The organism is Streptomyces sp. NBC_01257 (assembly GCF_035917255.1).
In the GTDB taxonomy this organism is placed as follows: Bacteria; Actinomycetota; Actinomycetes; order Streptomycetales; family Streptomycetaceae; genus Streptomyces.
This window is the reverse complement of record NZ_CP108472.1, coordinates 7652184-7669130: the sequence shown is the minus strand read 5'-3', so window position 1 is coordinate 7669130 and position 16947 is coordinate 7652184. Positions and strand designations below refer to the sequence as shown.

The following is a 16947-nucleotide window of genomic DNA, read 5'->3' as shown; positions in this document are numbered from 1 at the left end:
CTGTAAGTGGATGCCGTGCACGGGCAACTGCCGTGGCCATGCCTGAGGGGCGTACGGCCGGGGCATGGGGAGGAACGACGAGTGAATCGGAGGATCACCTTCCAGGCACCGACCGGGCCGGACAACCCTTCGCACACGGCCTGATGGGTTCCGGCTCGATCCGTGTGGGCGGTCACAAAAGAAGGCTCCGCGTCACGCCCCGGGACACAACAGCGCCCCTCCACCCCGGTCGGCAGCCCCGGACCGACGATGACGTCTACGCGCATGAACCCGAAGGTCGAATGCGCCTGCGGCCCCCTGCCTCCCCGGAGCCGCAGGCGCCCCTTCCCTCGTTCAGCCGACGATGGCGGCATCCTCGGTGAGCTGGTCGCGCAGTGCGGTCTTGAGGATCTTGCCGGTGGGCGTGAGCGGCAGTGAGCCGACCACTCGCAGGTCACGGACCTTCTGGTACGGCGCGACGCGTTCCGCCACGTACCCCATCAGCTCGTCACAGACGTCCCCTCCCGGCTCAACGCCGGGACGGAGTACGACGAAGGCGGCCGGGATCTCGCCCGCGCTCGCACTCGGGGCACCCACGACCGCAGCCTGGGCAACTGCCGGATGGCTGCAGAGGATCTCCTCCAGAGGCTGTGGATAGACGTTGTAACCCTTGTAGATGATCATGTCCTTCGCCCGTCCGACGAGGAACAGATGGCCGTGTTCGTCGAGGCGCCCCATGTCGCCGGTGCGCAGCCAGCCGTCGGCGAACTGCTCCGCCGTCAGCTCGGGCTGTCCGTGATACCCGTCGGCGACCTGCGGGCCACTCGCCCACACCTCGCCCGTCTCCCCCACCGCAAGGACGGAGTTCGTGTCCGGCGAGCGGATCTCCAGTCGGGTGTCGAACACCGCGATGCCGACGCTGCCCACCGGAGTGGCGACGGTCGGGTTCGGTGGGGCCCCGGCGAGCCCCATGCTCGCCTCGGTGAGGCCGTACCCCTCACAGACCAGGGCGTTGGGGAAGACCGCGGCGAGGCGGCCCAGCGCCTTCGTATCGATCGGCGCCGCGCCGGAGACGGCCATCAGCACCCTGGAGTAGTCGTACTTCTCGAGGGCCGGGCTCGCCAGCAGGGCGTAGTACATGGCGGGGGACCCGGTGATCGCGGTCACGCCGTGGCGCTCGACGTCGGCGAGGAAGGTGTCCGGGTGGAAACCGGCCACCATGACGGTGGTCTGCCCCAGGACGATGTTGACGCTCTGGGTGATCAGGCCCATGCCGTGGAAGAGCGGGGCGACTGCGATGGTGGCGCCCTCGCCCACCGGCAGCGCGTACGCGTTGAGGGCGTCGGGTACGGGCCGGAGGAACACACCGCCCTGCTCGTCCCGCTCCGGCAGGGTCGCGGAGCGGAGGCACGCCGCCTGGAGCACGGCGGCCACGGCGTTGCGGTGCAGCACACGCACCGCCTTGGAGCGTCCCGTGGTGCCACCGGTCAGCTGGAAGTGGGCCACCTCCTCCGGGTCCGTCACGACCTCGGCCAGGGGTGCGGCGGCAAGCAGCTGGGCGAGGGCGACGGCTCCCTGGTGGGCAGCCGACGGGGAGGCCGGCGCGGGAGCGGCGGCGGTCCCGGGCACGTGCACGGTGAGCCGTACGCCCGGGGCGTCTGCGTCGGCGAGCGCGGCGGCGCAGGCCGGATGGGTCACGACCGCCCTGGCCCCGACGTCCTGGAGCTGCTCGGTGAGCGCGCGTGTCGGCTGGGCGGGGTTGACGGGGGCGACGGTCGCGCCGGCGCAGATCGCGCCGTAGTACGCCACGACGTACCAGAGCGAGTTGGGCATATGCATGGCGACGACATCGCCTGGGGCGATGCCTCGCTCACGCAGGCCGTTGGCCACGCGCAGCGCATGGTCGTACAGCTCCGCGAAGGTCAGCGTCTCCTCGCCGTCGCGGACGGCGATCCGATCGGAGAAGGACCGGGCGGCGCCCGCGAGGAGCCGGTCTATTCCGGCGTTCGGATAGGCCAGGGACGGAGGCATGCTCTTCAGCCACGCTCTACTCATGGGGAACTCCTGTAGTCCTGATACCTGAAGAGATGGCAGTGGATCCCGGAGAGATCGCACGCGATCGCACGGGACACAGCCGAAGGGAGTGGGACAGAAACGGCAACGACTTCACCAAGTGGCGGTCAAGTTAATCTCCGATAACCATCGTGTCTAGGTCCTGCTCGCATCGGTGAGCCGGAACCTCATGCGGGGCCGGTGTTCCTCCCGGTCAGCTCCGGCAACGATGTGTCTGCCCACAAACTGACCGACTCCCGGTGGGACCAGACACACAATGCGCGCGATCCGCATGCCCCGCCCGCCTTCTCGATGGACGCGGCACCCTCGCGCCCCACATGCTGCGTCGGCCGACGTGCGAGATGCGCCCGCGCACGGTCCTCTTCCCAACCCTTGGAGCCACGTTGACGCGCCCCGGCCAGCCACGACCCGCTCCGCTGTTCACGCCCCCGTCGCCACCCCGGCCCGCCACCACCCTCGCCGGGAACGCCGTCACCACCGACTTCGACGCCGGCGGCCTGCTCGCGGCTATCACGCGGACCGGCGGCCGGTGGGCGGGCCGCGCCGTCGGTGGCTACGCCCTGCTGACCGTGGTCGCCTCCGCCGCGCCGGAGACCCTGGCCGAACCCGTGGCGGGGCACCTCTCCCTCGCACTGGTCCTGCTGTGTCCCCAGGTACTGCTGGTCGCCTGGGCGCTGACGGGCCACCGCCGCGAATCGGACCGCCTGGACGTCACCCGGCGCACCCAGGGGCTGTCGTGACAGCGGCGGCGTCCTTCGACGCACCGGAGTCGTTCTTCACCGTGTTCACGGTGTTTCTCAGCCTGTGCGGCTGCCTGTGGGTCGCCAGCGGGGCCGGGGACGACGACTCCGCGATGTTCCCTTCGCGGTCACGCGAGGAGCCGGCCTGGCGCAGCGGCCTCGTCATCAGCGGCGCCACTCTGTCCGCCGTGACCCTGATGGCACTCATCGGGCTCGTCGCACTGACCGGCTACGACGGGATGATGCTCTCCCTCGGGGTCGTCATGGGCCTCGTGTTGCTGGCGCTGCTGTTCGCGGAGCCTCTGCGCAGGGCCGGCGGGTACACGGTGGGCGACGCCATCGCCCACCGCTTTCCCGAACGGTCGGTCCGCCTGGCCCTGGGGCTGGCGACGTTGTGCGTCTGCCTCCCCTACGTGGTGCTGCAACTGACCGCCATCGGCTCCCTGTCGGCCTTCGTCCTGGGACTGACCAGCAGCGGAGCGAAAACGGCATGCATCCTGGTAATCGGCTGTCTCGTCGTCTCCCTCGCCGTGAGCGGCGGTGTACGCGGAACCGGCCATGTGCAGCTCGTCAAGGTGGTGGTCCTGCTCTTGGTGACGGCGGGTGCGGCCTTCCTCGTACTCGAACGCTTCGCCTGGAATCCCGACCGGCTGCTGGGCGCGGCGACTGCGGAAAGTGGTCTGGGGGACGCCTACCTGGGGCCGGGTGTCCAGTACGGCAGCGGACCGATGGCGGCCGCGAACCGCCTCGGTCAGCTCATCACCGTGGCGCTGGCGGTGTGCTGCCTGCCGCACGTCACGATGCGGGTCCTCGGCGCGCCGGGCGGCCGAGCGATGCGCACGGCCATGCGCTGGGCCGTCGGGCAGCTGATCGCGATCTCAGCCCTGCTCCTCGTCATCGGCCTGGGCGCGGCCGCGATCCTCGGCGGCCCGGCGCTCAGCGAGGCCGACCCCACAGGCAGCATCTCCCTGCTGCTGGTGACCCAGGTGCTCAGTCCCGGCGGCATCCTCGTCTCGGCCGTCTTCAGCGCGGTCTTCCTCACCGCCCTGACCACCGTCGCCGACGTCACGCTCGCCGCTGCGGGCTCCGTGGCCCGCGACCTGCTGCCGCGCCGCCCACGGCCGGGCACCGAGAGCGTCCCCCGACAGGACCGCCACGCCCGTTGGGCGGCGGCCGTGGTGGGCGCCGTCACCGTCGGCCTGTCCGTGCCCGCCGCCGGCTGGAACCTGCTCGTGCTCTCGACCCTGGCCATGACGCTCGCCGCCTCCACCCTCGCCCCCGTCCTCACCTACACCTTCCTGTGGCGCGGCTTCACACGGCAGGGCCTCCTGTGGTCCGTCTACGGAGCCGGCCTGCTGACCATCGCGCTGCTGGCCGTCTCCCCCCTCCTCTCCGGCTCGCCCTCGGCCGCCTTCCCCGACATGGACTTCCAGTGCATCGCCCTGGTCAATCCGGGTCTCGTCACCGTTCCCGCCGGCTTCGCGCTGGGCTGGCTCGGCAGCACCCTGGACCGCAGGTCCGACGCGACCGCCCAGTACGAGAACCTGGCGACCGCGATCGTTCGCGACGACCCGGCACGATGACATGGCAGACGGGCTACACAAAGAGCAAGGGCGACCACTCTCTGGATATTTTGGGAGCAATCACCCACACTGACAGGTAAGGACGCCTCCATGGCGGAGAAGCCCACCATCGTCCTGGTCCACGGCTTCTGGGGCGGGGCCGCCCACTGGTCGAAGGTCATCCTCGAACTGCACTACCGGGGCTTCGACAGGCTTCACGCCGTCGAGAACCCGCTGACCTCGCTCGCGGACGACGCCGAACGCACCCGCAAGATGATCAAGCAGATCGACGGCCCCGTGCTCCTCGTCGGACACTCGTACGGCGGCGCGGTCATCACCGAAGCCGGTGATCTGCCGAACGTCCTCGGTCTGGTCTACGTCGCCGCCTTCGCTCCCGACGCCGGAGAGAGCCCCGGTCAGCTCAGTCAGGAGATGCCGCCCGCCGCGTTCGAGAACATCGCGCCCGACTCCGACGGCTATCTGTGGATCAAGCACCACGCGTTCCACGACAGCTTCGCCCAGGACCTTACCCAGGACGAGGCCGAGGTCATGGCCGTCACCCAGAAGGCTCCGCTGGCCTCCACGTTCGGGGGCACCGTGACGGCGCCTGCCTGGCGGGTAAAGCCGTCGTGGTACCAGGTCTCCACCCAGGACCGCATGATCCACCCCGACAACGAGCGCCGCATGGCGCAGCGCATGAACCCCCGCAAGACCATCGAACTCGATGCCAGCCACGCGTCACTGGCGTCCCGACCTACCGAGGTCACCGGACTGATCACCACGGCGGTCGCCGAACTCGCCGGCTAGCGGATCGCGCACGCGGTGCTGTAATCGAAGGGTCGGCCACGGACGGTCGGACAAAAGCGGGAGAGGGTGCCATGGACCGCTCTCAGGATGCGGGCCACGCGGCGGTCCCAGGGCTCGACAAGGCCGTGCTCGACGCGGTGTTCTCGGAGTTCCCCTTCGGCCTGCACATTCTGGACGCAGAGGAAGGCCTAGGCCTGGCGACGCTCAACCGTGAGCGCCGTTCGGGCCCAGCTGCCCGATCGCGAAGGGTTCGCCGTGGACCTCGGGCTTGGACTCGGCCTCCGCCAGGGTGAGGCGTTCGGCCTCGCTGAGGCCGATTTCGACTTCGTCGGTGAGACTGTGCACGTACGGCGGCAACTCCGGTGGGATGTCAAGGGGCGACCCTATTTCTGCCTGCCAAAGGGCGGGTTGGAGGCCGGCGAATCCATCGTGAGCGTGGCTCAGTGGTTGGGCCGTTCATCCGCCAAGATCACACTCGACACCTACGCACACTTCATGCCCGGAGCAGGGCGACGAGGGGGTCGCAGCCATGGACTCGTGGCTCGATCAAGAGCGCGGCGCAGAAAGTCCCTGAGAAGTCCCTGGCGCTACCCGGCAAACGCGCTCTGCTCGCCGAACAGCAGGTCAGAGCCATGATCGCCCGTCGCCGCCGGATATAGATCAATTACAAGGGGCGGCGGGGGCCGGGGACGGTGTGACCGTGGGCCGGTCCCGGAGCCGGCACCTCTGACCCGGAGGTTCTCTCCCGGTCAGCTCCCGCGCCTCACGACGGTGGCGAGGCGGGCCCGGACCCCCGCCGGCCCGGTGCGCCTTCCCGGTCGAAGCGCGGGAGACGCGTCGCGGTGCGGACGAGGTCGGCGACGGCTCTGGACCGGCTGTGCGGTGGCCAGGCGATCACGGTGGTGACCGCCGGCGCGTCCAGCACGGGCACCGCGGCGAGGTCCGCGTGCAGTTGGGCCCGGCACGACTCCGGCGAGACCGCGCAGGCACGGCCGAGCGCGACGAGCTGCAACAGCTGCGCGTGGTCGCGGACCCGCGGGCCGGGGCCGGCCGGGTAGCTGCCGTCGGAGGCCGGCCAACGGGGCAGGGGCAGGCCCGGCAGCCCGGTGATGTCGGCCATGCGCACATGGGCCCGAGCGGTGAGCGGATGCCCGGCCGGCAGGACCGCGACCTGGCCCTCCGTGCCGAGCTCCTCGGTGTGGAACCCGGTCGTCGAGTCGAACGGCCGGTGCAGCAGCGCCACGTCGGCCCGCCCCTCGCGCAGCTGCCGTTCCTGCTCGGCCGGGCCGCACAGGATGACGTCGACGGGGACCGCGTCGGGTTCGGCGGCGTAGGCGGCCAGCAGTTCCGCCAGCAGTTCGCTGGACGCACTGGCCTTGGTGACCAGGACCAGGCCGGGACGGCCGGTCACGGACAGGGCGGCGCGACGGGTCCGGCGCTCCGCGGCGTCGACCGCGTCGAGCGCCGCGCGGCCCTCGGTCAACAGCACCGATCCGGCCTCGGTCAGCGTGACGGTGCGGCTGGTCCGGTCCAGCAGGGATGCCCCGAGCCGGCGCTCGAGCCGCTGGATCGCCCTGGACAGCGGCGGCTGCGCGATCCCGAGCCGCTGTGCGGCGCGCCCGAAGTGCAGCTCTTCGGCGACGGCGACGAAATACCGCAGTTCCCGGGTCTCCATGCGGCCACGCTACTCCGGATCCATACCCGGAAGGTATCGCCGCCCACCCCATCGGTGTTGGACCGCCGCCGGGCTCCGGGGGCAGCATCGTCCCCATGAGCGAACGAAGGACTGCGCTGGTCACCGGCGCGAACAAGGGAATCGGCTACGAGATCGCCGCGGGTCTGGGTGCCCTCGGCTGGAGCGTCGGTGTGGGCGCCCGCGACGACCGGCGCCGCATGGCCGCAGTGGAGAAGCTGCGCGCTGCGGGCGTCGAGGCGTTCGGCGTACCACTGGACGTCACCGACGACACGAGCGTGACCGCCGCCGCGCGGCTGATCGAGGAGCGGGCGGGGCGCCTCGACGTACTCGTCAACAACGCCGCCATCACCGGCGGCATGCCGCAGGAACCCACCGGGGTCGATCCCGCCACCATCCGGACGGTCGTGGAGACCAACGTGATCGGCGTCATCCGCGTCACCAACGCGATGCTGCCGCTGCTGCGGCGGTCCGCCTCACCGCGGATCGTGAACATGTCCAGCAGTGTCGGCTCCCTGACCCGGCAGTCGGGAACCGCTGCCGAGCAGACGACGGGTCCGGTGGCCGTGGCGTACGCACCGTCCAAGACGTTCCTGAACGCCGTCACCCTCCAGTACGCCCGGGAGCTGAGCGGCACGAACATCCTGATCAACACCGGCTGCCCCGGCTACGTCGCGACCGACCTCAACGGCTTCCGCGGTGTGCGCACCCCGGAACAGGGCGCGGCGATCGCCGTCAAGCTGGCGACCCTGCCCGACGACGGTCCCACGGGCGGGTTCTTCAACGACGCCGGCGTAGTGCCCTGGTGATACCCCGCCCTGACGCTGTCTCGGCTCGCGCTCCGACACGTCGGCCGGATCGGCCGAAAGACCGCCCCGCCGGTGTCGTCGCGGCTTGACCGGGTGGCGGTACCCGCCTTCTTCCGGGCGCCGCATTCCGCATGCGCGACGACCGTCCGTACCCGGCCTCAGGCTGTCGGGTCCCAGAGCCCGTCGGCTTCACCGCGGGCGAGGTGCTCGGCATAGACGCCGACCTTCCAGGCGATGACGGACCGGGCCTCCTCCAGCGCCTCCATCTGCGCGTCGACGCGCTGCCGATGGGCGTCGAGCAACCGCAGACGCTCCGCCTCGTTACCCGGTCCGCGGCGTACCAGTTCGGCGAAGTGCTTGAGATCGGCGAGTGGCATGCCGGATTCGCGGAGCCTGACACAGATCAGCAGCCATTCGATGTCGAAGTCGGTGTAGCGCCGCCGGCCGCCCGACGTGCGCCGGACCGGTCCGACGAGCAGTCCCTCGCGCTCGTAGAAGCGCAGGGCGTGCACGCTCAGTCCGGTCCGCTCGGCTGCCTCGCCGATGCTCAGCGACGGCACCGCGGTCTCGGGGGTTGTCATGCCGCTCATTCCCTGGGCTTGATCTAGACCTCACTCCAGATCGTAGCGTCAGCGGCATGACGACTACTGATCAGCGGCCGCTCGGCTCGCCCTTCTCCGCCTCCAGCACCGCCCAGGACATCGTGGCCGGCCTCGATCTCTCCGGGAGGACGGCCGTGGTGACCGGCGGTTACTCCGGACTCGGCCTGGAGACCACGCGGGCCCTTACGGCCGCCGGTGCCCGGGTCATCGTTCCCGCCCGCCGCCCCGACGTCGCCCGTACCGCTCTGAAGGAGGTGAAGGACTGCGAGGTCGTCCCCATGGACCTGACCGACCTCGCAAGCGTCCGATCGGCCTCCGCACACATCCGCGACCGGACCGGCCGGATCGACCTCCTGATGGCTGTCGCCGGAGTCATGGCCACCCCGGAGCGACGCTTCGGGCCCGGCTGGGAAGGCCAGCTCACCGCCAACCACTTCGGTCACTTCACCCTCACCGCAGAGCTCTACCCCCTCCTGTCCGCCGCGGACGGCGCACGCGTCGTCGTCAACAGCTCGGCCGGTCACACCCTGACCGGCATCCGCTGGCACGATCCGCACTTCCGCACCGGCTACGACAAGTGGCTGGCCTACGGCCAGGCCAAGACCGCCAACGCCCTGTTCGCCGTGCACCTCGACGCCGTCGGAAGACGCGACGGCGTCCGGGCCTTCGCCCTCCACCCCGGCAAGATCATCACGGGGCTGCAGCGGGAGATGACGCTCCGGGACCAGATCGACCGCGGCTGGGTGGACGAGCACGGCCATGTCGTCGGCGAGGGATTCAAGTCCCCTTCCCAGGGCGCCGCCACCGGCCTGTGGGCCGCGACGTCCCCGCTCCTCGACGGCCGGGGCGGCCTCTATCTGGAGGACTGCGACGTCGCACACGCATCCGCCACCGGCACCCCCATGGACGACGGCGGCGTCCGCGCACACGCCACGGCTCCCGACGAGGCGGCCCGGCTCTGGTCCATGACTCTGGCCGCGACCGGCGCCACGCCGATCACCCGATGAACCCCGGCCCCGTGTTCTGCCCATGCCGCGCTGCCCGCCGCCGTCGCGGGCAGCGGGGTGCGGGGTGCGGGCCACCGGCCCGCGCTGTATCCGCCCACAACGGGGAGCGCGTGAACTGCCTTTCTCTGCAAGGTTGTTCAACCGAAGGAACGGTCCGGCACGCTGACGAATCGGCGTCGGCGCTCCGCCCGGCCATCGACGCGTTCGTCCGAACAAATCCGATACCCGGCGGCCGGGGCGCCGTGATAGACAGCCGACGTGCAAAACATCTTGGAGTTCCCCCAGGTCCTGCGGCTGATAGAAGACCGCTCGGCCGCGTTCCGCGCCGCGATCGCCTCCTCCCCCGATCTTGACGTCCAGGTCCCGACCTGCCCGGACTGGACGCTGCGCGAGCTGGCGCAGCACCTCGGGGACGGCCGCCGCCGCCAGGCCGCCATCGTCGCGGCGGGCCCGGGCGCCGAGCCGCCGGCGAAGACGGACCCGAAGGGCGCCCCGACCGCGCCCCGCGACCGCGAAGCCCTGGACGCCTGGCTCGCCGAGTCGACCGAGCTGATGCTCGGCGCGTTGCGCGAGGCCGGCCCGGACCGCGGCTGCTGGACCTGGTGGGGCCGGTCCCAGGCCCCGGAGACCAGCGGAACCGTGGCCCGGCACCAGATCCAGGAGATAGCCGTCCACACCTACGACGTCCAGCTCGTCCGGGGCGCCGCACAGCCGCTGCCGACGGACGTCGCGGTCGAGGGCGTCGACGAGTTCCTGACGACCGTCGCGGCCACGTCCGTACCCTGGCCGTTCAAGCCGGCGACCATCGACCTGCACGCGACCGAGGGCCGCTCCTGGCGTCTGACCCTCGACGCCGACGGCGTCCGCTGCGACGGCCTCGCCGCCGGCGCGGAGCCGGGCGACATGACGATTCGGGGCGCGGCGAGCGAACTGGTCCTCTACTTCTACGAGCGCGCCCCGTTCGAGGGCCTGGAGACCACCGGCGACACCGAGCCGATGGATCAGCTCGCGGGCTGGGACCCGAACGAGTAGGACCCGGCACGTGTGACGCACCTGTCGGTGGCGCGCCCGCTCCCGCGGTGGCCACCGGCGGAGGCCGGCAGCGCACATGGCTCCTCGGTGGACGAGAGTTGGTGCGCCGCCGGCCCGGGAGCCGGTCTCAGAAGTCCCATCCGTCCGCGCCCGCGTCCGCCGGCACCGCCACGGACGCGAAGGCGTCGCCCGCCATGCCGGCGGCGAGCGTGGTGCCGTCCGCCGGGTCGATCAGGAGGAACGATCCCGTGCGCCGGGAGTCCGCGTAGGAGTCGAGCGCGAGTGGCTCGGCCGTACGGACCCTGACGCGGCCGATGTCGTTGGCGACGAGCCGGCCCGGGTGCGGGTGCTGGGAGAGGTCGTCGAGCGTGAGCCGCGACGGAATGTCCTCGACGATCGCTCTCACGGTGCGGGTGGTGTGTTTGAGCAGCACCCGCTGGCCGACGGTGAGCGGTGTGTCGGCGACATGGCACACGGTCGCGTCGATCTCCCGGGCGATCCGGGGCGGTTGAGTCCCGGCGGTGAGCATGTCGCCGCGTCCGACGTCGAGTTCGTCGGCCAGCCGGACGCTGAGGGACGAGCCCGCCGACACGGCGTCCGCCGGCCGGCCGAGGACGTCGAGCGAGGTGATGGTGGTGACGCGGCCGGAGGGCTGCACGGTCACCGTCTCCCCGACCCGGAGGCGGCCCGTGAGCAGCTGGCCCGCGTAGTACCGCTCCCCCTCGTGCCGGATGACCGTCTGGACGGGGAACCTGGAGGAGATGTCCGCCGCCCGGTCCGCCGGTTCGACCGATTCCAGGTGTTCGAGGACGGTGGGACCGCCGTACCAGTCCATGCGGGCGGAGGGTTCGACGACGTTGTCCCCGGCCAGTGCCGAGATGGGGATGGCGGTGACCTCGGGGACGCCCAGCTCGGTGGCGTACGCCGTGAACTCCTCGGCGATGGCGGCGAATACGGCCTCCCGGTAGCCGACGAGGTCCATCTTGTTGACGGCGAGGACGACGTGGGGGACGCGCAGCAGGGCGGCGATGGCGGCGTGGCGGCGGGTCTGTTCGACGACGCCGTTGCGGGCGTCCACCAGGACGACCGTCAGTTCGGCCGTGGAGGCGCCGGTGACCATGTTGCGGGTGTACTGCACATGGCCCGGGGTGTCGGCGAGGATGAACCTGCGCCGGGCGGTGGCGAAGAAGCGGTAGGCCACGTCGATGGTGATGCCCTGCTCGCGCTCGGCGCGCAGTCCGTCGGTGAGCAGCGCCAGGTCGGGTGCGCCGGAGCCGCGCGAGCGGGAGGCGTGCTCGACGGCCTCCATCTGGTCGGCGAGCACCGACTTGGAGTCGTGCAGCAGACGTCCGACGAGGGTGGACTTGCCGTCGTCGACGGAGCCCGCGGTGGCGAAGCGCAGCAGGGTGGCGGCCGACGGGGCGGCCGGCTCCCGGGCGGTGGTGCTGTTTCCGCTCATGTCTAGAAGTACCCTTCGCGTTTGCGGTCTTCCATCGCCGCTTCGGAGAGCTTGTCGTCGGCGCGGGTGGCGCCCCGTTCGGTGAGGCGGGACGCGGCGATCTCGGTGATGACGCCCTCGATGGTCGTCGCCTCGGAGTCGACCGCGCCGGTGCACGACATGTCACCCACGGTCCGGTAGCGGACCAGCCGGGTCTCGACCGTCTCGTCGCCGGCCGGGCCGCCCCAGTCGCCGGCGGTCAGCCACATGGAGCCGCGCCGGAAGACGGGCCGCTTGTGGGCGTAGTAGATCTCGGGGAGGCCGATGTTCTCGCGGGCGATGTACTGCCACACGTCCAGTTCGGTCCAGTTGGACAGCGGGAAGACGCGTACGTGTTCGCCGGGCGCGTGCCGGCCGTTGTACAGCTGCCACAGTTCGGGGCGCTGGCGGCGCGGGTCCCACTGGGAGAACTCGTCGCGCAGCGAGAACACCCTTTCCTTGGCCCGCGCCTTCTCCTCGTCGCGCCGCCCGCCGCCGAACACCGCGTCGAACCGCTCGCTGCGGATCCGCTCCGTCAGCGGCACCGTCTGGAGCGGGTTGCGGGTGCCGTCGGGGCGCTCACGGAGCTTCCCGGCGTCGATGTACTCCTGCACGGAGGCGACGTGCAGGCGCAGCCCGTGTTCCGCCACGACGCGGTCGCGGTGGGCGATGACCTCGGGGAAGTTGTGCCCGGTGTCCACGTGCAGCAGCGGGAACGGCACCGCCGCCGGTGCGAACGCCTTCAGCGCCAGGTGGAGCATGACGATGGAGTCCTTGCCGCCGGAGAACAGGATCACCGGCCGTTCGAACTCGCCCTCCACCTCGCGGAGGATGTGCACCGCCTCGGACTCCAGGGCGTCCAGGTGGCTGAGGGCGGAGCAGTGGTCCGCGAACAGGTCGCCGGGGCGGGAGCTCATATCAGCCGCCTCTCCGCCAGCAGGCCCAGCAGCGCCGACGCGGATTCGGTGACGGACTGTTCGTGCGCGTCGATGCGCAGGTCGGGCTTGTCCGGTGCTTCGTAGGGGTCGTCGACGCCGGTCAGTCCGGTGAGCTCGCCGGCGGCCTGCCTGGCGTACAGGCCCTTCACGTCGCGCTGGGCGCAGGTGTCCGAGGGCGTGGCGACGTGGATCTCCAAGTAGGGCGTGTGCGAGGCGTCATGACGCTCCCTCACGACCTGCCGGCTGTCCGCGTAGGGGGCGATGGCCGGGACGAGCACCAGTACGCCGTTGCGGGCGAGCACCTCCGCGACCAGTCCGATGCGCTGGACGTTCGTGTGCCGGTCGGCGCGGCCGAAGCCGAGGCCCGCGGAGAGGGTCCGGCGGAATTCGTCGCCGTCGAGCACCTCCACCCTGCGCCCCTCGTCGCGCAGCCGGTCGGCCACGGCGTGGGCGATCGTCGTCTTTCCCGAGCTCGGCAGGCCCGTCAGCCATACCGTCCCACCGCACGCGCAGTCGCGCGTGGTCAGGCTGGTTCGCAGCTCCGTTTTCACCGGTGTCGCTCTCTTTCTGGAGGTCCAGCGTTGTCCGCCTGCGGCAGATCGACCTGTGCGAAGAGCAGTCGTGGGGGTGCGACCCGGGCCGGGGACGGGGAGTTCCCGGACCGCGGGGTGTGTGTCATGCCAGCGCGGCCAGCCGGTCGAACAGCTCGCGCACCGGCACGCCGGGGTCGTCGGCGGCCGTCGTCAGCGCGGTCAGCCACTGCCGCAGCATGAGCGCCGCCTCGTCCTCGGTGAAGTAGTCCGTGGCGTAGTCGGCCCGTACGTCCCAGCCGCTGCCGTCCGCGACGACGTACTGGAGCCAGTCGAACTTCGCCGACGCTCCCCCCACGTGCACCCGCTCGCACCGCAGCCCCGGCAGGTCCAGCCGGCTCGGTGACTGGTCGAGGACGAGGCAGATGCGGCCCAGGTGCTCGCCGGAGAGCACGCCCCGCTTGCGGGTGACGCCGCCGCCGATCCGGGCGTAGGGCACGTTGCGGTGCCGCAGCACGTCCAGCGACCGGCGTTTCGCCGCGGTGCACACCTCGCCGAACGTGGCGGTGGCGGGGACCAGGTACCGCACCGGCAGGAGATCGGTCAGACAGCCGAAGACGGTGTCGAGATCCGGTTCGCCGCGTCGGGACACGGGGCTCCCGATCACCACGTCCGCACCGTTCACCGCGGCCGCGGTCACCGCCATGCAGGTACTCATCAGCACGTGCGGTGTGGTGCGCAGCGCGCGTGCCGCCGTGCGTACGGCGTCACCCAGCGCGGCGGGGACGGTGGCGCGCACGCACTCACAGGCGGAGCCACGCCGGGCGGCGAGCGGCCGGGGCCGGGGCGGCAGGTGGGTGAGCACGGGCGCCCCGTCCAGGAACGCGGCCCAGAACGCGAGGTCGTCCGGCGCGATCCCGGCCGCCCGGGCCCGGACCGCGTGTTCGCCGAGCGACAGCCCCGGCGGTGCGAGTCCGGCCGGACCGCCCCCGGTCTCCTCGGCGTACAGGGCCGACAGTTCCTGGTCGAGCAGCACCAGGGAGGCGTCGTCGACGGCGACATGGTGGATCTGGAGCAGCAGCACGTACTCGTCCGGCGCCAGGTCGTACAGGGTCAGCCGGGCCGGTGACACGGTCAGGTCCAGCGGTCGCTGCCCGGCCCGCCGCAAGGTCTCGTGCAGTTCGCCGCCGGGCCACGGGAGGCGTTCCAGGGGGACCGCACCGGCCGGGTCGACGCACTGCACCGCGCCCTGCTCGCCGAGCGTGAACCCGGTGCGGAACACCGCGTGCCGTTCGACCAGCGAGGCCAGGGCCCGTTCCAGCGCGGGGACGTCGAGCGGCCCCACGATGTGCTGGGCCCAGGTCTCCAGGAACGGGGAGGGGTCCCCCATGAACTGGTCGGCGATCCAGAGCGCCTCTTGCTCGAAGGTCTGCGGGTACTCACGCATCAGGCGGTGCGCCTCTCCAGAGCCTGCAGGTCGACCTTGCCGTTGTCGCGCAGCGGCAGCTCGTCCACCTGCTCGAACCTGCCGGGGACGGCGTACGCGGGAAGTCTCGTGGTGAGTTCCTTGCGTATGTCCCGGGGAGCCGGTCCGGCGCCGTCGACCAGGGTGTAGACGAGCAGGATGTGTGCGACGGTCCCGCCGGGGTCGGTGCGGGCGACGGCGGCGCAGGTCCGGATCTCCGGGATCGCCGACGCGGCCGCCTCGACGTCACCGAGTTCGATCCGGTTCCCGCTGAGCTTGATCTGCCGGTCGCGACGGCCGTAGTAGTGCAGAATCCCGTCGTCGTCGACCATGCCGATGTCGCCGGTCCGCAGGACGCGGCGCTTCTCGCCCGCTATCTCCAGGACCGGGAACCGCTCGCGCGTCTGTGTCTCGTTGTTCAGGTATCCCAGGGCCACGCCGGGGCCGGCCGCGACGATCTCGCCGCGTTCGCCGCGGGGTGCGGGTGATCCGTCCTCCCGCAGCAGCAGCACCGTGGTGTGGGGTACGGGCACGCCCACCGGGATGCCGGCGGGCGCCGCGCTGTCGGCCGGGCCCATCCGGTGCACGGTCGTCAGCATGCAGTTCTCGGCCGGGCCGAACCCGTTCCAGAGCGGCAGCCCGGGAAAGCGCTCCAGGAACAGCGCCACATGCCGCGGGGACTGCTTCTCGCCCCCGACGTACAGCGTCCCCAGTCCCTCGAACGCGCCCAGGTCCTCGTCGACGATCAGATTGAACAGCGAGGTCGTCAGCCACACCGTGTCGACGCCCTGGCCGGCGACGAGGGTGCGTAACCGGCTGGGCATCAGGTGGTTCTCGTCGACCACGACGCAGGCGCCGCCGGTGGTGAGCTGGCCCCACAGCTCGAAGGCGTACATGTCCCAGGCCCCGGGCGCGACCTGAGCCGTGATGTGCCCCGGCCCGAATCCGTCCAGTCCGCCCGGGCCGAACATCCGGGTGACCGCGCGGTGAGGGATGAGCACCCCCTTGGGGACACCGGTGCTGCCGGAGGTGAAGAACACCATGGCCGGATCGTCCAGCGCGGTCCGCACCGGTTCGAAGAGCGCGGGTCCCGCGCCGTCCGTGATCCCGGACAGCGGCACGGCGTCGAGCGTGCGGGTGACACCGGGCGGCTCGCCGCCGGACAGGCCCACGACGACCGGGTCGTCGAGCTGGGCGAGGATGGACGCGATACGGCCGGCCGGCCAGCGCGGGTCGAGGGTGGCGTACGCCGCGCCGCTCATCAGGACGCCGAGCTGGAGGGCTATCAGGTGGGCGCCGCGCGGGACCAGCAGCGGGACGATGTCTCCCGGCCGCACACCCCAGGCGGCGAGACGGCCGGCCACCACCCTCGCCGCCGTGGTGAGTGTCCGGTAGTCGACGCGTTCCTCGCCCTGGACCAGGGCGAGGTCGTGGGGAGCCTGCTCGGCGTACGCGGCCACCGCGGCGTGCACGGTGCGCAGCGGCGGCAGCTGCTGCGGCCCGGTCACGCCGCACCGAGCCGGATCTGCTCGGCGAAGTCGGCCAGCTCGTCGTGTTCGAGCAGCCAGGCCGGGTCGACACGCAGTCCGAGACGGCGCTCGATGCGGGCGCAGATGCGGATGGCCGCCAGGGACGTGCCGCCGAAGTCGTAGAAGCTGTCGCGCCGGCCCACCAGGTCGACGTCCAGCACCTCGGCGATGACGGCGGCGACCTGCTCCTCCAGTTCGTCGGCCGGCTGCTCGTACGCGGCCTTGCACACGACATCGCGGTTCTCGGTCACGGGATCTCCTGTTCTCGTCTGCTCGGGTTGTCGTGGCTGTTCGGCCGGTCGTGGCTGTTCGGCCTGTCGTCGCGCGGGGCCCGCCGGTCTTCTACCGGCCGGCCAGGATGCAGAACTCGTTGCCCTCCGGATCGGCCATGACCACCCAGCCGTCCGACGAGCGGAAGTCGGTGACGACACTCGCGCCCAGCGCGAGCGCGCGTGCCACCTCCGCGTCCTGGGCATCGCCCTCGGGGCGCATGCAGAAGTGCATGCGGTTCTTCACCTGCTTGCCGTCGGGCACGAGGATGAAGAGGACCGTGTACCCGTGCTCGGTGACGACGTAGCACTCGTCGGACCCCGGCCGCACCCCCTCCTTCGGGGTGAACTCCGCCATCTCGCACCACCATTGGGCCTGGGCGTACGGGTCACGTGAGTCAACGGTCGTGTGGGACAGGGTCAGGCTCATCGGGG

General features: G+C 71.4%; 17 protein-coding genes. 6 read left to right on the top strand and 11 right to left on the bottom strand.

The genetic code is table 11. The features are described from left to right. Positions 1–333: 333 nt before the first annotated feature. Positions 334–2034, bottom strand: a complete 1701-nt coding sequence (locus OG408_RS33505; RefSeq protein ID WP_326673544.1) for a class I adenylate-forming enzyme family protein — start codon at positions 2032–2034, stop codon at positions 334–336. A gap of 401 nt (positions 2035–2435) precedes the next feature. Here OG408_RS33505 and OG408_RS33500 point away from each other — a divergent pair, with 401 nt between their 5' ends. From OG408_RS33500 to OG408_RS33490, 3 genes are all read left to right on the top strand, one after another. Continuing rightward, positions 2436–2792 carry a hypothetical protein gene (locus OG408_RS33500; RefSeq protein ID WP_326673543.1) on the top strand — a complete coding sequence of 119 codons (357 nt, stop codon included), beginning with the start codon at positions 2436–2438 and terminating at the stop codon, positions 2790–2792. Continuing rightward, positions 2789–4375 (top strand): sodium/solute symporter, encoded by a 1587-nt coding sequence (locus tag OG408_RS33495; protein ID WP_326673542.1) that lies wholly within the window; start codon positions 2789–2791, stop codon positions 4373–4375. The genes OG408_RS33500 and OG408_RS33495 overlap by 4 nt, the downstream gene beginning before the upstream one ends. 90 nt (positions 4376–4465) lie before the next feature. Next, the gene (locus tag OG408_RS33490) at positions 4466–5161 is read left to right on the top strand and encodes an alpha/beta hydrolase (protein WP_326673541.1); all 696 of its coding nucleotides are present in this window, start codon (positions 4466–4468) and stop codon (positions 5159–5161) included. Between the two features lie 204 nt (positions 5162–5365). Here OG408_RS33490 and OG408_RS33485 read toward each other — a convergent pair whose 3' ends face one another. Continuing rightward, complete coding sequence (locus tag OG408_RS33485; RefSeq protein WP_266785039.1) at positions 5366–5506, bottom strand: hypothetical protein; 141 nt, start codon at positions 5504–5506, stop codon at positions 5366–5368. Positions 5507–5924: 418 nt separating this feature from the next. Continuing rightward, entirely contained in the window at positions 5925–6836 is a 912-nt protein-coding gene (locus tag OG408_RS33480; RefSeq protein ID WP_285565089.1) for a LysR family transcriptional regulator, read from the bottom strand. A 95-nt stretch (positions 6837–6931) separates the two neighbouring features. Between OG408_RS33480 and OG408_RS33475 the strand changes: the two genes are divergently transcribed. Then, positions 6932–7663, top strand: a complete 732-nt coding sequence (locus OG408_RS33475; RefSeq protein ID WP_285565090.1) for an SDR family oxidoreductase — start codon at positions 6932–6934, stop codon at positions 7661–7663. 158 nt (positions 7664–7821) lie between these two features. On the opposite strand, the gene OG408_RS33470 is transcribed toward OG408_RS33475, so the two are convergent. Further along, positions 7822–8244, bottom strand: coding sequence for a MerR family transcriptional regulator (locus tag OG408_RS33470; RefSeq protein ID WP_326673540.1), 423 nt, complete (start codon positions 8242–8244; stop codon positions 7822–7824). A 56-nt stretch (positions 8245–8300) separates the two neighbouring features. On the opposite strand from OG408_RS33470, the gene OG408_RS33465 reads away from it, so the two are divergent. After that, a complete protein-coding gene (locus OG408_RS33465; protein ID WP_326673539.1) occupies positions 8301–9272 on the top strand; it encodes an SDR family NAD(P)-dependent oxidoreductase in 972 nt (323 codons plus the stop codon). Positions 9273–9530: 258 nt separating this feature from the next. Beyond that, complete coding sequence (locus OG408_RS33460) at positions 9531–10304, top strand: maleylpyruvate isomerase family mycothiol-dependent enzyme (protein ID WP_326673538.1); 774 nt, start codon at positions 9531–9533, stop codon at positions 10302–10304. A 127-nt stretch (positions 10305–10431) separates the two neighbouring features. Here OG408_RS33460 and OG408_RS33455 read toward each other — a convergent pair whose 3' ends face one another. The 7 genes from OG408_RS33455 to OG408_RS33425 all read right to left on the bottom strand — a co-directional run bounded on the left by OG408_RS33455 (position 10432) and on the right by OG408_RS33425 (position 16942). After that, entirely contained in the window at positions 10432–11763 is a 1332-nt protein-coding gene (locus tag OG408_RS33455) for a sulfate adenylyltransferase subunit 1 (RefSeq protein ID WP_326673537.1), read from the bottom strand. A 2-nt stretch (positions 11764–11765) separates the two neighbouring features. Continuing rightward, on the bottom strand, positions 11766–12698 hold the full coding sequence (gene cysD / locus OG408_RS33450; RefSeq protein WP_266785025.1) for a sulfate adenylyltransferase subunit CysD: 933 nt from the start codon (positions 12696–12698) through the stop codon (positions 11766–11768). Continuing rightward, positions 12695–13270, bottom strand: a complete 576-nt coding sequence (gene cysC, locus OG408_RS33445; protein WP_326673536.1) for an adenylyl-sulfate kinase — start codon at positions 13268–13270, stop codon at positions 12695–12697. Before cysC ends, cysD begins: the two co-directional genes overlap by 4 nt. Before the next feature lie 124 nt (positions 13271–13394). Further along, positions 13395–14696: a condensation domain-containing protein gene (locus tag OG408_RS33440; protein ID WP_266785021.1), complete on the bottom strand. Its 1302-nt coding sequence runs from the start codon at positions 14694–14696 to the stop codon at positions 13395–13397. Beyond that, positions 14696–16222: an AMP-binding protein gene (locus OG408_RS33435; protein WP_266785019.1), complete on the bottom strand. Its 1527-nt coding sequence runs from the start codon at positions 16220–16222 to the stop codon at positions 14696–14698. Before OG408_RS33435 ends, OG408_RS33440 begins: the two co-directional genes overlap by 1 nt. Continuing rightward, positions 16219–16494, bottom strand: a complete 276-nt coding sequence (locus OG408_RS33430) for a phosphopantetheine-binding protein (RefSeq protein WP_266785017.1) — start codon at positions 16492–16494, stop codon at positions 16219–16221. The genes OG408_RS33435 and OG408_RS33430 overlap by 4 nt, the downstream gene beginning before the upstream one ends. Before the next feature lie 91 nt (positions 16495–16585). Further along, a complete protein-coding gene (locus OG408_RS33425; protein WP_266785015.1) occupies positions 16586–16942 on the bottom strand; it encodes a VOC family protein in 357 nt (118 codons plus the stop codon). Between the last annotated feature and the right edge of the window lie 5 nt (positions 16943–16947).